This window comes from Cedecea sp. (assembly GCF_036500665.1).
Lineage (GTDB): Bacteria > Pseudomonadota > Gammaproteobacteria > Enterobacterales > Enterobacteriaceae > Cedecea.
In genome coordinates, this window is the sequence record NZ_DASYBS010000098.1 from 22,647 (window position 1) to 34,512 (window position 11,866).

The following is an 11,866-nucleotide window of genomic DNA, read 5'->3' on the forward strand; positions in this document are numbered from 1 at the left end:
GTTCACGACTCTATAAGTTGTTGGCAACCCAGCCAGCCTTCCCGGCCTGGAATTGTCCCGCGCACAATTTTGCCTTTCGGCAGCGTGGATAAATCGTCCGGCAGAAGCTCGCTAAGCGGGCAGAACTGCACCCCCTCCACCGCGGCCATTGCCAGCAATTCACTAAAGGAATCTCGCATCACCATCCCTTCGACTTCCGCATGGATGGTGTAAACCGGTGTGCCGCTGTCCTGATGGATTTTATCCAGGATAAAGCGGTTAAAGTTTTCTTTACTGACCTCGGTACCAATGACTTCATCCCAGGTCGGCAACGTCACGGGGATTTGTACCGCCGCCTCCCTGCCATCAGACAGCATCGGGATAAACGGTGTCGTACCACGACAGTCACTGTTGTAATGGAAAGGGAAAGCGGCTTTCGCTTTGACGACGCGCTGGTCAGCGCGCCAGCCAGCCACCGCTGAGCAACTTACCGGCTGGCCAACGATTTTCTGCAGCGCATCCAGTCCAAGGCGGATCTGGTGTTCGAACTTGTCCTGTTCCCAAACGCCGGCCCAGGCCTGCCAGGCGTGATGATCCCAGGCGTGGAGGCCCACCTCATGGTGATCCGCCGCCGCCGCGATAACCCCGGCATTGCCGGTGCCAATCACGCGCCCTGGCCATGCCGTGCCCGCCAGAAGAATGTCCCAGCCATACAGCGATGCTGCGTTAGAGCGCAGCATCTTCCACAGGAATTTGGGCTTGATCAGGCGCCACAAGTGACGCCCCATGTTGTCTGGCCCAACGCTGAAGAAAAAGGTTGCCTGAGTCGAGTGTAAACTTAGCGTCTCCAGAAGGTTTGGCACCCCTTCACGGGTGCCTCGCCAGGTGTCGACATCAATACGCAGGCCGACTTTTCTCATGAAGCAGGATCCGTCAGCTCTACGGTTTTCAGGAAGAAGTCCAGCGTTTCATCGATGGTTTTCTCCATATGCACTTCAGGCGTCCAGTCCAGCAAACGCTGCGCGTTGCGGATGCTTGGTTTACGGTGCTCAACGTCCTGGTAGCCTTTGCCGTAGTACGCGCTGCTTTCCACTTCACGGAAGCCGGCAAACGGCGGGAACTGGCTGCGAAGCGGATGACGCTCGAAGCTTTCAAGCAGCATTTCTGCCAGCTGTTTGATGCTCGCTTCGTTGTCCGGGTTACCGATGTTGATGATCTGCCCATCGCAGTTATTGTTTTTGTTTTCAATAATGCGGAACAGCGCTTCGATACCGTCACCGATGTCGGTGAAGCAACGTTTCTGCTTGCCGCCGTCGATAAGCTTGATCGGCGAACCTTCCACAAGGTTGAGGATCAGCTGGGTGATCGCACGGGAGCTGCCGATACGCGCGGCGTTCAGGTTGTCCAGACGCGGGCCCATCCAGTTAAACGGACGGAACAGGGTAAAGCGCAGCCCTTCTTTTTCGCCGTATGCCCAGATAACGCGGTCAAGCAGCTGCTTGGACACGGAGTAGATCCAACGCTGTTTGTTGATTGGTCCAACGATCAGCGGGGAGTTATCTTCGTCAAACGAGGCGTCGGTACACATGCCGTACACTTCGGAGGTAGACGGGAAGATAATGCGTTTTTTGTACTTCACGCAGTCGCGGATGATCTTCAGGTTCTCTTCGAAGTCGAGCTCGAACACGCGCAGCGGGTTACGGGTGTATTCGATTGGCGTCGCGATTGCCACCAGCGGCAGAACAACATCACACTTCTTAATGTGGTATTCGATCCACTCGGAGTGAATGCTGATGTCGCCTTCCACAAAGTGGAAACGCTCGTTACCGATGAAGCGAGTGATAGCATCGGAACCGATGTCCAGGCCGAAAATCTCGAAGTTATCATCACGCAGCAGGCGTTCAGTCAGGTGGTTACCGATAAAGCCGTTCACGCCAAGGATCAACACGCGGGTGCGGCGTTTAATCGCGGATACTGGCTTGCTGCTCAGAATTGCGCCACTCACCAGGCCCAGGGACTGTGCAAGCTGGGAGCCCTGCATGTACACGCCGTTTTCAGCCTGGCCGGTGACCACTTCCAGCGCACCGGTGCCGCAGGCAATGACCAGCGGGTTCACGGAGATGACGGTACCTGCTTTCGCGCCGTTGTTGTTTTCCAGGACGCGACTTTTCCAGATAATAAATTTGCCGCCACCAACATAGCTGAAAGCGCCCGGCCACGGTTCCGTTACCGCACGCACCAGGTTATTGGCTTCAGCTGCGGAACCTTCCCAGCTAATCGCGCCGTCTTTTGGTGAACGGCCGCCAAAATAGGTGGCTTTGCTTTCGTCCTGCGCGGTCTGCGGGAAGTGCCCGGTTTTAATCACCGGCAGGCTTTTCGCCAGCAGGGATTTAGCGGTCTCACACAGTTTGTGATGCAGGGTCAGCGCGGTATCTTCTGCAGCAATCGCCACGCGTTCCTGAGCCACGATGTCGCCCGCGTCTGCGCGTTTCACCATGCGATGCAGGGTAACGCCGGTTTCGGTTTCACCTTTAACCAGCACCCAGTTCAGCGGTGCGCGACCGCGGAATTTAGGCAGCAGTGAACCGTGCAGGTTAAATGCCCCAACGGAAGCGCAGTCTAAAATCTCTTCGCTCAGCAGGTTGCGGTAGTAGAAGGAGAAAATGACGTCAGGCTGAGCATCTTTAATGCGGTCAACCCACAGCGGGTGGTTCACATCTTCAGGAGCAAAAACTGGAATCCCGAATTCTGCCGCCGTGCGGGCCACAGAGCCGAAGAAGTTATTCTCAGCGGCGTTATCCGGGTGAGTATAAATTGCTGCAATGTCATAGCCTGCTTCAACCAGGGCACGAACACCCACACAGCCCATATCGTGATAGGCGAAAACAACTGCTTTCATTATTGATTTTCCTCTGAAGATAAAGCGGTTTCACTGCTAACTACGCGTTGAATAAAGTAACGAGGGCGAGCACGCACGTCGTTGTAGATACGGCCAATGTACTCACCCAGCAGCCCCATCCCGATAAACTGGGCACCGATAAAGGTGAACAGTACGGCGAAGAGCATAAACACCCCGTCTGCCGCCCACTGCGGGCCAAGAGCAAGACGTAACACCACCAGCAGTACCGCAAGAGCAAAGCCGGAGAGCGCGATAATGCTGCCGACAACGCTGAGCAAACGTAGCGGCGTGGTGGTCAGGCAGGTGATCAGGTCATACATCAGGTTGATGAGGCGCATAAAGCTGTACTTCGAGTCACCGAACTGACGCTCATCATGGTGCACCGGGATCTCGATGGCGCGACGTGCAAAGGTGTTTGCCAGAATCGGGATAAAGGTGCTGCGTTCGTGGCAGTGCAGCATCGCGTCGATGATGTGGCGACGGTAGGCGCGCAGCATACAGCCGTAGTCGCCCATCGCTTTGCCGGTAGTACGCTGGATCAGATGGTTGATCATTTTCGATGCACGTTTACGGAACCAGCTGTCCTGACGGTTCTGACGCACAGTACCCACAACGTCATAGCCTTCATCGGCCTTCTCAACCAGGCGCGGGATCTCTTCCGGCGGGTTTTGCAGGTCGGCATCCAGCGTGACAATGAGGTCACCGGTGACGTGGCTAAAGCCTGCCATGATTGCCGAGTGCTGGCCATAATTGCGGTTCAGCAGCACCGCGACGATGTGGCTGTCCGGGGCTTCTGCTGCCTGAGTCAACATGGCGGCAGAGTCGTCGCTGCTGCCATCATCGACCAATAGAATTTCATAATCACGGTTGAGCTTTTGGCAAGCCTCCGAGGTACGACGCAGCAGTTCAGGCAGGCTGTCCTGTTCGTTGTAAACCGGGATCACAACGGAAACTTTTTTGATTGGAGCCGGGGTCATCATCTTAGAGTCCTGCTATTTCACGTAATGCGATAATGACTCGTGAAGTGTCATCGTCAGTCATGGTTGGGAACAGTGGAATGGAGCAAATGCGATCGCTGTTCCATTCACTGTTCGGCAGCTGAAGCTGCGGATAGCGTTCACGGTAATATTTCTGGGTATGGGCCGCGCGGAAATGCAGGCCGGTGCCGATGCCTCGCTCTTTCAGGGCATCCATCAGGCCGCTGCGCGAAATACCGCACTTTTCTTCATCCACGCGGATAATAAACAGATGCCAGGCATGGCGATGCGGCCATTCTGGCACGGAAAGCGGCAGGAATGGCGTATCGGCCAGCTCCTTGAGGTAACGTTGGGCAATCTCCTGGCGACGTGCATTCAACTGTTCCAGTTTGCCAAGTTGCACCAGTGCGATAGCCGCATTGATGTCCGCCAGATTGTACTTATACCCGGGGGAAATAACCTCAGCCTGCGGCGCACGGCCGTGAGTCTGACGGTCAAAGGCATCCACGCCCAGGCCATGGAATTTCAGGCTGCGGATACGGTTGGCAAACTGGTCGTCGTCGGTCACGATCAGACCGCCTTCGGCGCAGGTCATGTTCTTGATGGCGTGGAAAGAGAAGATTGCCGTCCCCTGAGAGCCAACGTGCTTGCCTTTGTATTCGGTGCCGGCCGCGTGGGCAGCATCTTCAATCACCGGAATACCGTGACGTTCGCCAATCGCACGGATGGCGTCGATGTCGGCGGGTGCGCCCGCGTAATGCACAGGGATAATCGCTTTGGTGCGTGGCGTAATGGCCGCTTCTATCGCTTCCGGCGTGACCATCAGCGTGTCGCGATCGACATCAATCATCACCGGCTCCGCGCCAAGCAGCACAATCATGTTCAGCGTGGAAACCCAGGTCAGTGATGGCGTGATAACCTCGTCACCCGGCTGCAGCCCTAAGGCCATCAGAGTAACGTGCATCCCGCCGGTCGCGGAACTCACCGCAATCGCATGTTTATTGCCGGTTAATTCGCAAAATGCCTTCTCAAGCGCCTGGTTTTTCGGCCCGGTGGTGATCCAGCCGGATTGCATGACCTCAGTTACCGCTGCAATTTCTTCCGCACCTAACGCTGGACGTGAAAAAGGCAGAAAATCACTCATTACGTGGATTCCTTATTAAATCGCTGAACGCCAAAAGCTGACGGGATAATGAATCAAGCTAATTAAATAAAAGTACAACATTCAGGAAGTACGGCCTGTTTAGCTAAACAACTAATCAATGAAAAGAATTTAACAAAGAAATCTTAGAACAGTATTAAGAAAGTGAGATATAACGAAAAATCGTGAAGTTAAGCATCGCTTGCTGAAATGTGCCCTGCCAACAGCAACAATTGTCACCTAAATGTCACGCTTATTGAACCATTGTTTAATCGCGGAATAATTACGTGTGTGACAAATAATATTAACGCCTTTTCATTTGATTAAAAAAAACCGCCTGATATAGACGGTTTTAAATAATTAGCACAGAAATTAACGCTTCGCCTTGCCCGGCAACGTTTTCATCAGGTCATCCGGACTGATGGACGCGACCACGCTGCCCGGCAGCGGCATTTTCAGAATATGGTTTTTCATCTTGCCAATGACGTGCATTTCGCACGGACGGCAGTCGAACTTCAGCGTCAACACTTCATCACCGTGTACCAGCTGCATTGGGGTAGCCTTCCAGCTCTTAATGTTCCCCTTCGCCTGTTTTGGACAGAGGTTAAACGCGAAACGCAGACAATGCTTGGTTATCATCACCGGCACTTCGCCCTTCTCTTCATGCGCTTCATAGGCGGCATCAATCAACTGCACGCCATAGCGATGATAGAACTCGCGCGCTTTATGGTTATAGACGTTAGCCAGGAAGCTTAAATGGCTGTCCGGGTAGACCGGACGCGGCACGCTTACCGCTTTACGGGTACCGCGCTGGTAGCTTTGCAGGCGCGCTTCGGTCAGCGCCTCAATGGCGTCACGGCGCAGCTGGTTAAGCTGGGCGTTTGGCACGAACAGCGCCTCCTCCAGCAGGATGTTGACCTTACGCGCGGAGTACATGGTCTGCCCAAGTTTGGTCAGGCCGTCACGCAGGCTGTCGAAGGCTTTCTGCGGGTTATTCGCCACGTCGAACTGGCCGTCAAGCGTTTTACTGACGCTGACGCCGTCTTCGCTGGTCGCGGTCATCACCAGCTGCTGCTGGCTGCCGCTCAGCGCGATATCCACCGCCACGCGGCGTTCGCTGGAGGTCTTCAGCAGCGCCTGCTGCCAGTTGTGGTCCAGGTTACGGTTAAGCGGATGGTTAGGACGCACCTTTTTCAGCGTGTCCGGCATTTCGTTTGGCCAGACGCGATACTGATTTTTACCGGTTTTTTCTACCGTATTGGCACGGAAGCCGACGATTTCGCGCTTGATCAGCACGTTCAGGCCGTCGCCGTTGGTCAATGTGTCGGTGGTAGAAACATCCAGATGATCTTTGCTCACCTTCAGCACTTCGCCCACCGGCAGGCCAACGAATTTCGGCGAGTCAAACGCGCCGATGTCGATTTTACGCTCGTTAACAAAGTAGTCGGTGCTACCGCGGTGGAAGGTTTTGTCCGGGGACGGAATAAAGTAGTGCGAGGTGACGCCGGCAGAGGCGCGGGTCAGATCGCTGCGCCCGTCCATCAGCTCGTCCAGCAGCTGGCGGTAATACGCGGTGATGTTTTTTACATAGCTCATGTCTTTGTAGCGCCCTTCAATTTTGAAGGAACGCACGCCCGCGTCCACCAGCGCCGCCAGGTTGGCGCTCTGGTCGTTGTCTTTCATCGACAGCAGGTGTTTTTCATAAGCCACTACGCGCCCCTGGTCGTCTTTCAGGGTGTAAGGCAGACGGCAGGCCTGCGAGCAGTCGCCGCGGTTGGCGCTGCGCCCGGTATGCGCGTGGGAAATATTGCACTGCCCGGAGTACGCCACGCACAGCGCGCCGTGAATAAAGAACTCGATCGTCGCGTCAACGTTCTGATGGATAGCGGCAATTTGCTGCAGGTTCAGCTCGCGCGCCAGCACGATTTGCGAGAAGCCCGCGTCTGACAGAAACTTCGCTTTTTCTGCACTACGAATGTCGCACTGGGTGCTGGCGTGCAGCTCAATCGGCGGCAGGTCCATTTCCAGCACGCCCATATCCTGAACGATAAGCGCGTCAATACCTGCCTCGTACAGGTCGATAATCATCGAGCGCGCGGGCTCCAGCTCGTCGTCGTGCAGGATGGTGTTCAGCGTGACGAAAATCTTCGCCCCATAGCGATGGGCAAACGGCACCAGCTCGGCCAGGTCTTGCAGGCTGTTGCCGGCGTTATGGCGAGCGCCAAAGCCAGGCCCGCCGATGTAAACCGCATCCGCGCCATGGAGAATGGCTTCGCGGGCGATGGCGGTATCACGGGCAGGGCTGAGTAATTCAAGTTGATTCGCGTGCAGGCGCATAGTTTGTCGTGTTCTGTAATGGGCGAAAGGCGGCTATTGTAGTCACTTCCCCCGCGCAAAAACAGGGGGATTATGCGGTCGTCGCGGGATAGTGGATCAGCGAGTGAAAATGCGTCTCATCGGCGCCTGAATTGCGGTAGGCATGGGGGCGATCGCCGTGGAATTTCAGGCCTTCTCCGGCCGTCAAAATCTGCCATTCGCCGTCGACATTCATCTCCAGCGTACCGCTTATCACCACCACATGCTCAATCACGCCCGCGTCGTGCGCCGAAGATTCGCTCAGCGCGCCGGATGCCAGACGAATAGAAAAATGGTCAAAACGCAGCTGCGGATCGTAAGGAAACAGCGGCACCACCACCATTTCGCTGTGCTGCGGGTCGAAGACCGGACGTACGGGTTCAACGCCAGCTTCCAGAAACACCGAAAACGGTACGTTAAAGCCGGTGGCAATTTTCCACAAGGTCGCCACCGTCGGGCTGGACTCGTTGCGTTCGATTTGCCCGAGCATGGCCTTCGACACGCCGGTCTGCTCCGCCGCAAAGGTCAGGCTCCAGCCTCTGGCCTGGCGCAGGCTTTTCAGGGTGTTCGCCAGATGTAGCGCAATGTCCATTTTCTTCCTCCTGTTGACGGCGAAGTATAGCGCCTTGTGCGCTATAACGCACGATGCTATATTTCGCGGACGTTATAACGCACAACGAGTTTATTATGCGCCTTTCTTTGCCGCCGTTTCCCACTCTGCTGGCCGGTTTTGTTGCCGTGCTGGTCGGCTATGCCAGCTCCGCCGCCATTATCTGGCAGGCCGCAGATGCCGCCGGGGCCACGTCCCACCAAATAGCCGGCTGGCTGACGATGCTGGGCATTGCGATGGGCATCAGCACGCTGGGACTGACGCTGTGGTATCGCGCACCGATCCTGACGGCCTGGTCAACGCCGGGAGCTGCGCTGCTGGCCACCAGCCTGCCGGGGCATAGCCTGAGTGAAGCCATTGGCATTTTTATTTTTGCTTCGCTGCTGATCCTGATTTGCGGCGTGACCGGGCTGTTTGCCAGGCTGATGCGCCTTATCCCCCCTACACTCTCCGCCGCCATGCTGGCCGGGGTTCTGCTCAGGTTTGGCCTGGATACTTTCACCTCGTTACAGGGTCACTTTTTGCTGGGCGGGAGCATGCTGCTTGGCTGGCTGCTGGCGAAGGTCTTTGCCCCGCGCTATGCCGTCGTCGTCGCCATGCTGATCGGCCTGCTGATTTGCCTCGTCACCGGCGAGCTTCACACGGGGAGCGTTCCGGTTTCTGTGGCGGTCCCGGAATTCACCTCACCGTCGTTTAATGTGTCCAGCCTGCTGGGCATCGGGGTGCCTTTCTTTCTGGTGACCATGGCGTCGCAAAATGCTCCCGGCGTCGCCACGCTGGCGGCCTCTGGCTATAAAGTGCCGGTTTCACCGCTGATTGTCGTGACCGCCTTAATTGCCCTGTTGCTGGCGCCGTTCGGCGTGTTTTCGGTTTGTATCGCCGCCATTACCGCCGCCATTTGCCAGGGGGCAGAAGCCCATCCGGACAAGGACAAGCGCTGGCTTGCCGCCGCCGCTGCGGGCGTGTTTTATTTGATTGCCGGCGTTTTCGGCGGGTCGATTTCGTCGCTGCTGACCGCGCTGCCGCTGGCCTGGATCCACACGCTCGCCGGGCTGGCCCTGCTGGGCACGATCGCCGGCAGCCTGCACCAGGCGCTGAATCACGAGCGGGACAGGGACGCGGCTATCGTCACGTTCCTGGTGACTGCCTCGGGGGTGAATCTGCTGGGCGTCAGCTCTGCGTTTTGGGGAGTGATTGCCGGAGGGATTTGCTATACCGCGTTTTCACGCCTTAAGCGCGCGTAGCTGCGACGGCGTGGCGCCAAAGACGCTTTTGAAGCGGTTGCTGAAATGGCTGGGCGAGCTAAATCCGCAGGCCATGGCGATATCCGTTAACGGTAACCGCCCCTGGCGTACCAGCGTTTCTGCCTTCGCCATTCTGCACTGCATAACGAACTGATGCGGCGCCTGGCCGGTCGACTGCTTGAACATGCGCGCAAAGTGGTACTCGCTGAGATCTGCCAGTCGGGCAAGCTCGCTGAGCGTCAGCGCTTCGCTGAGGTTCTGTTCGATGTATGCCTGCACGTTTCGCAGCACCGCAGGCGCAAGCCCGCCGCGCACCGTCGGCAGCTTCCACTGCACGCTGCTGTAATGCTGCACCAGGTGCGTCAGCAGCAGCGTGGAAGCCGTGCTTAACGTCAGGTGATTCGCCCGCTGCTGCCAGTCGCTGCTAAGCAAGAAATGGCGATAAAGCTGGGTGATGCGCGCATCATCGGCAAAAGTTTTTTCATCAAGATTGATTGCCGCCGGGCTGCGATCCCAAATCTGCGCGGCAATCTCTTTGAGGTGTTCGTCGGTGCAGTACAGATGCACAAACGAGAAGTCATCCCGCACGTCCCACGTCGATTCACTGTCTTCCGGCATGATACAGAAGCGATCCGGGCCGCCGCCGTTGCGCCAGCCTGAAGCCGTTTTTTGGTAGGTTTCGTACCCTTCGGTAACGTAAAGGCTGAGCGTGTGGTGATCGCAACGCTGGGTAATACAGTCGTTACCGTTTGACCAGGCGGCGAGCTGAATACCTGACCCAAGCTGAACGCTGCCGTTCAGACGGGCTTTGTGCTGCTGCAGGTTTTCAAAGGCGTGATATGGCGTGGTCATAGGGGAAGTTGGCTTCTGGAACATACTGGCTAGTGTAAGGACTGCGTTCGGCCGTCGCCAGCGTCACGGTGAAAAAAAACCGCAAGAATATGTAAGTCTTCCCCCCTCGGATGAAAGCCGAAGGCAAAGCAAAAACGGATACTCGTGGTCTGATTTTGGCTGATGAGAACAATAATGAACGCTTTGCTTTATATTCTGGTGGTGGTGATTTGGGGGACAACCTGGATTGCCATTTATATGCAACAGGGAGTGGTTTCGGTCCCGGTGTCTATCTTCTGGCGCTTTGCCGTGGCGGCGGTGGTGATGCTGGTAGTCCTTCTGGCGCTGGGTCGCCTGAAGCGCATCGGGCTCAAAGACCACCTGTTTTGCGTGCTGCAGGGCGCGTGTGTGTTCGGTTTCAACTTCTTCTGCTTCTATCACGCCGCCGCGTACATCAGCTCCGGGCTGGAGTCGGTGATTTTCTCGATGGCGGTCTTGTTTAACGCCTTCAACAACCTGCTGTTCTTCCGCAAGAAGCCTTCTCCGCGCGTATTGCCCGCGGCGGCGCTCGGGATAGCCGGAATTATCGCTCTGTTCTGGCACGATCTGGTTGCGACCCAAATGGCCCCCTCGCTGCTCATCGGCATCGGCCTTAGCGCACTCGGCACGTTTGGCTTCTCTTTGGGGAATATGATCAGCGCCCGTCACCAAAGCCGGGGCCTGGAAACGCTGTCGACCAATACCTATGCGATGTTCTACGGCACCGCGATTATGGGCGTAGTGGCGCTGGCGAGCGGCGAGTCGTTTATGCCTGACTTCACCTCGCGCTACATCGGTTCGCTGCTTTACCTTGCCATTTTCGGTTCAGTGATCGCTTTTGGTGCCTATTTTACGCTGGTTGGCCGAATCGGTGCCAGCCAGGCGGCCTACAGTACGCTGTTGTTCCCGCTGGTGGCCCTCTCGTTATCGACGGTTTACGAGGGCTACGTCTGGCACGCGAATGCGGTGCTGGGGCTGGTGATGATTCTGCTGGGTAACCTGGTGATGTTTGCCAAACCCGAGCAGTGGCTGCCGTGGCGTAGAAAACTGGCGTAATAAAAAACCGCAGCTTGTTCAGGGCTGCGGTTTTTGCCTTCATGGCCGGAGTTATTTATTCGGCACGTCAAACATCGTAGCGTCGGTGGCTAAATCATCTACCACCTGCTTCAGGGTATCGACGGTGACTTTGGCGTTTTCATTATTCAGCGTTTTCCCCTCGCCTTTACGCACCACGCGTAAGACAGGCTTATTGGTGGACGCGTCAATCAGTTCGCCTTCGAAGTAGAGATCGGTATTCATCGTGCGGTGGCCGGTGGCCATTTGTGTGCCAGCCACTACCATCGCAATCGGGATAACCTCATAGAACTGCAGCCCTTCATTGCTGCTATCCACGCCGGTAATCGCCCCACGGAAAATTAAACTACGTGGGCCTGGCGTCGTTACCAGCGGTTTGCGCTGCTGTGCCGCTGCCTTCAACTTTGTGTTGGTATAAGCCAGCAGGCCATCCAGCGTTTGCTGGCCAATCTGCGTCGTCGGTTTAGGCGTTGGGTAATAAACCACCGGGTTATAGACCAGGCTGTCGTAATTACTGGGTTTGAAGTTCGGGTCGACCCAGCGCATAACGGTTTTTCCGGTCGCCGATTTTGTTTCCTGCAGACCAGAGTAATCTTTTAGAAATCCAGAGTATTTTTCCGGCGCGGTGGTTTTTGAAGCACAACCCGCCAGTGCGAATAAACCTGCCAGACAAGCCACTTTAAAATACGTTGTGGTACGCATCGTTTTTTCCTGTTA

10 protein-coding genes are annotated in these 11,866 nt (G+C 56.1%); 2 read left to right on the plus strand and 8 right to left on the minus strand.

The features are described from left to right. Window positions 1-2: 2 nt before the first annotated feature. The 6 genes from arnD to VGM55_RS16410 form a co-directional block, all read right to left on the minus strand. Window positions 3-899: a 4-deoxy-4-formamido-L-arabinose-phosphoundecaprenol deformylase gene (gene arnD, locus VGM55_RS16385; protein ID WP_331636045.1), complete on the minus strand. Its 897-nt coding sequence runs from the start codon at window positions 897-899 to the stop codon at window positions 3-5. Beyond that, a complete protein-coding gene (arnA, locus tag VGM55_RS16390; protein WP_154185921.1) occupies window positions 896-2,878 on the minus strand; it encodes a bifunctional UDP-4-amino-4-deoxy-L-arabinose formyltransferase/UDP-glucuronic acid oxidase ArnA in 1,983 nt (660 codons plus the stop codon). The genes arnD and arnA overlap by 4 nt, the downstream gene beginning before the upstream one ends. Then, window positions 2,878-3,858 carry an undecaprenyl-phosphate 4-deoxy-4-formamido-L-arabinose transferase gene (arnC, locus tag VGM55_RS16395; RefSeq protein WP_154185923.1) on the minus strand — a complete coding sequence of 327 codons (981 nt, stop codon included), beginning with the start codon at window positions 3,856-3,858 and terminating at the stop codon, window positions 2,878-2,880. The genes arnA and arnC overlap by 1 nt, the downstream gene beginning before the upstream one ends. A 1-nt stretch (window position 3,859) precedes the next feature. Next, window positions 3,860-4,999, minus strand: a complete 1,140-nt coding sequence (gene arnB, locus VGM55_RS16400; protein WP_154185925.1) for a UDP-4-amino-4-deoxy-L-arabinose aminotransferase — start codon at window positions 4,997-4,999, stop codon at window positions 3,860-3,862. Between the two features lie 369 nt (window positions 5,000-5,368). Then, window positions 5,369-7,333, minus strand: a complete 1,965-nt coding sequence (locus VGM55_RS16405) for a U32 family peptidase (protein WP_331636046.1) — start codon at window positions 7,331-7,333, stop codon at window positions 5,369-5,371. 70 nt (window positions 7,334-7,403) lie between these two features. After that, window positions 7,404-7,943 (minus strand): helix-turn-helix domain-containing protein, encoded by a 540-nt coding sequence (locus tag VGM55_RS16410; protein ID WP_154185929.1) that lies wholly within the window; start codon window positions 7,941-7,943, stop codon window positions 7,404-7,406. A 95-nt stretch (window positions 7,944-8,038) separates the two neighbouring features. On the opposite strand from VGM55_RS16410, the gene VGM55_RS16415 reads away from it, so the two are divergent. Continuing rightward, entirely contained in the window at window positions 8,039-9,205 is a 1,167-nt protein-coding gene (locus VGM55_RS16415) for a benzoate/H(+) symporter BenE family transporter (protein ID WP_414648283.1), read from the plus strand. Here VGM55_RS16415 and VGM55_RS16420 read toward each other — a convergent pair. After that, window positions 9,185-10,057, minus strand: a complete 873-nt coding sequence (locus VGM55_RS16420) for a helix-turn-helix domain-containing protein (RefSeq protein WP_154185933.1) — start codon at window positions 10,055-10,057, stop codon at window positions 9,185-9,187. The genes VGM55_RS16415 and VGM55_RS16420 overlap by 21 nt on opposite strands. A 174-nt stretch (window positions 10,058-10,231) precedes the next feature. On the opposite strand from VGM55_RS16420, the gene VGM55_RS16425 reads away from it, so the two are divergent. Continuing rightward, entirely contained in the window at window positions 10,232-11,131 is a 900-nt protein-coding gene (locus VGM55_RS16425) for a DMT family transporter (RefSeq protein ID WP_154185935.1), read from the plus strand. A gap of 51 nt (window positions 11,132-11,182) precedes the next feature. Here the strand turns inward: VGM55_RS16425 and VGM55_RS16430 are convergent, their stop codons facing one another. Beyond that, entirely contained in the window at window positions 11,183-11,851 is a 669-nt protein-coding gene (locus VGM55_RS16430; protein ID WP_331636047.1) for a DUF3313 domain-containing protein, read from the minus strand. Window positions 11,852-11,866: the final 15 nt, after the last annotated feature.

What these genes read in the sequence shown, in the direction of transcription:
- arnD (WP_331636045.1), bottom strand. Translation starts at nt 899, where the DNA reads ATGAGAAAAGTCGGCCTGCGTATTGATGTCGACACCTGGCGAGGCACC.
- arnA (WP_154185921.1), bottom strand. Translation starts at nt 2,878, where the DNA reads ATGAAAGCAGTTGTTTTCGCCTATCACGATATGGGCTGTGTGGGTGTT.
- arnC (WP_154185923.1), bottom strand. Translation starts at nt 3,858, where the DNA reads ATGATGACCCCGGCTCCAATCAAAAAAGTTTCCGTTGTGATCCCGGTT.
- arnB (WP_154185925.1), bottom strand. Translation starts at nt 4,999, where the DNA reads ATGAGTGATTTTCTGCCTTTTTCACGTCCAGCGTTAGGTGCGGAAGAA.
- VGM55_RS16405 (WP_331636046.1), bottom strand. Translation starts at nt 7,333, where the DNA reads ATGCGCCTGCACGCGAATCAACTTGAATTACTCAGCCCTGCCCGTGAT.
- VGM55_RS16410 (WP_154185929.1), bottom strand. Translation starts at nt 7,943, where the DNA reads ATGGACATTGCGCTACATCTGGCGAACACCCTGAAAAGCCTGCGCCAG.
- VGM55_RS16415 (WP_414648283.1), top strand. Translation starts at nt 8,039, where the DNA reads ATGCGCCTTTCTTTGCCGCCGTTTCCCACTCTGCTGGCCGGTTTTGTT.
- VGM55_RS16420 (WP_154185933.1), bottom strand. Translation starts at nt 10,057, where the DNA reads ATGACCACGCCATATCACGCCTTTGAAAACCTGCAGCAGCACAAAGCC.
- VGM55_RS16425 (WP_154185935.1), top strand. Translation starts at nt 10,232, where the DNA reads ATGAACGCTTTGCTTTATATTCTGGTGGTGGTGATTTGGGGGACAACC.
- VGM55_RS16430 (WP_331636047.1), bottom strand. Translation starts at nt 11,851, where the DNA reads ATGCGTACCACAACGTATTTTAAAGTGGCTTGTCTGGCAGGTTTATTC.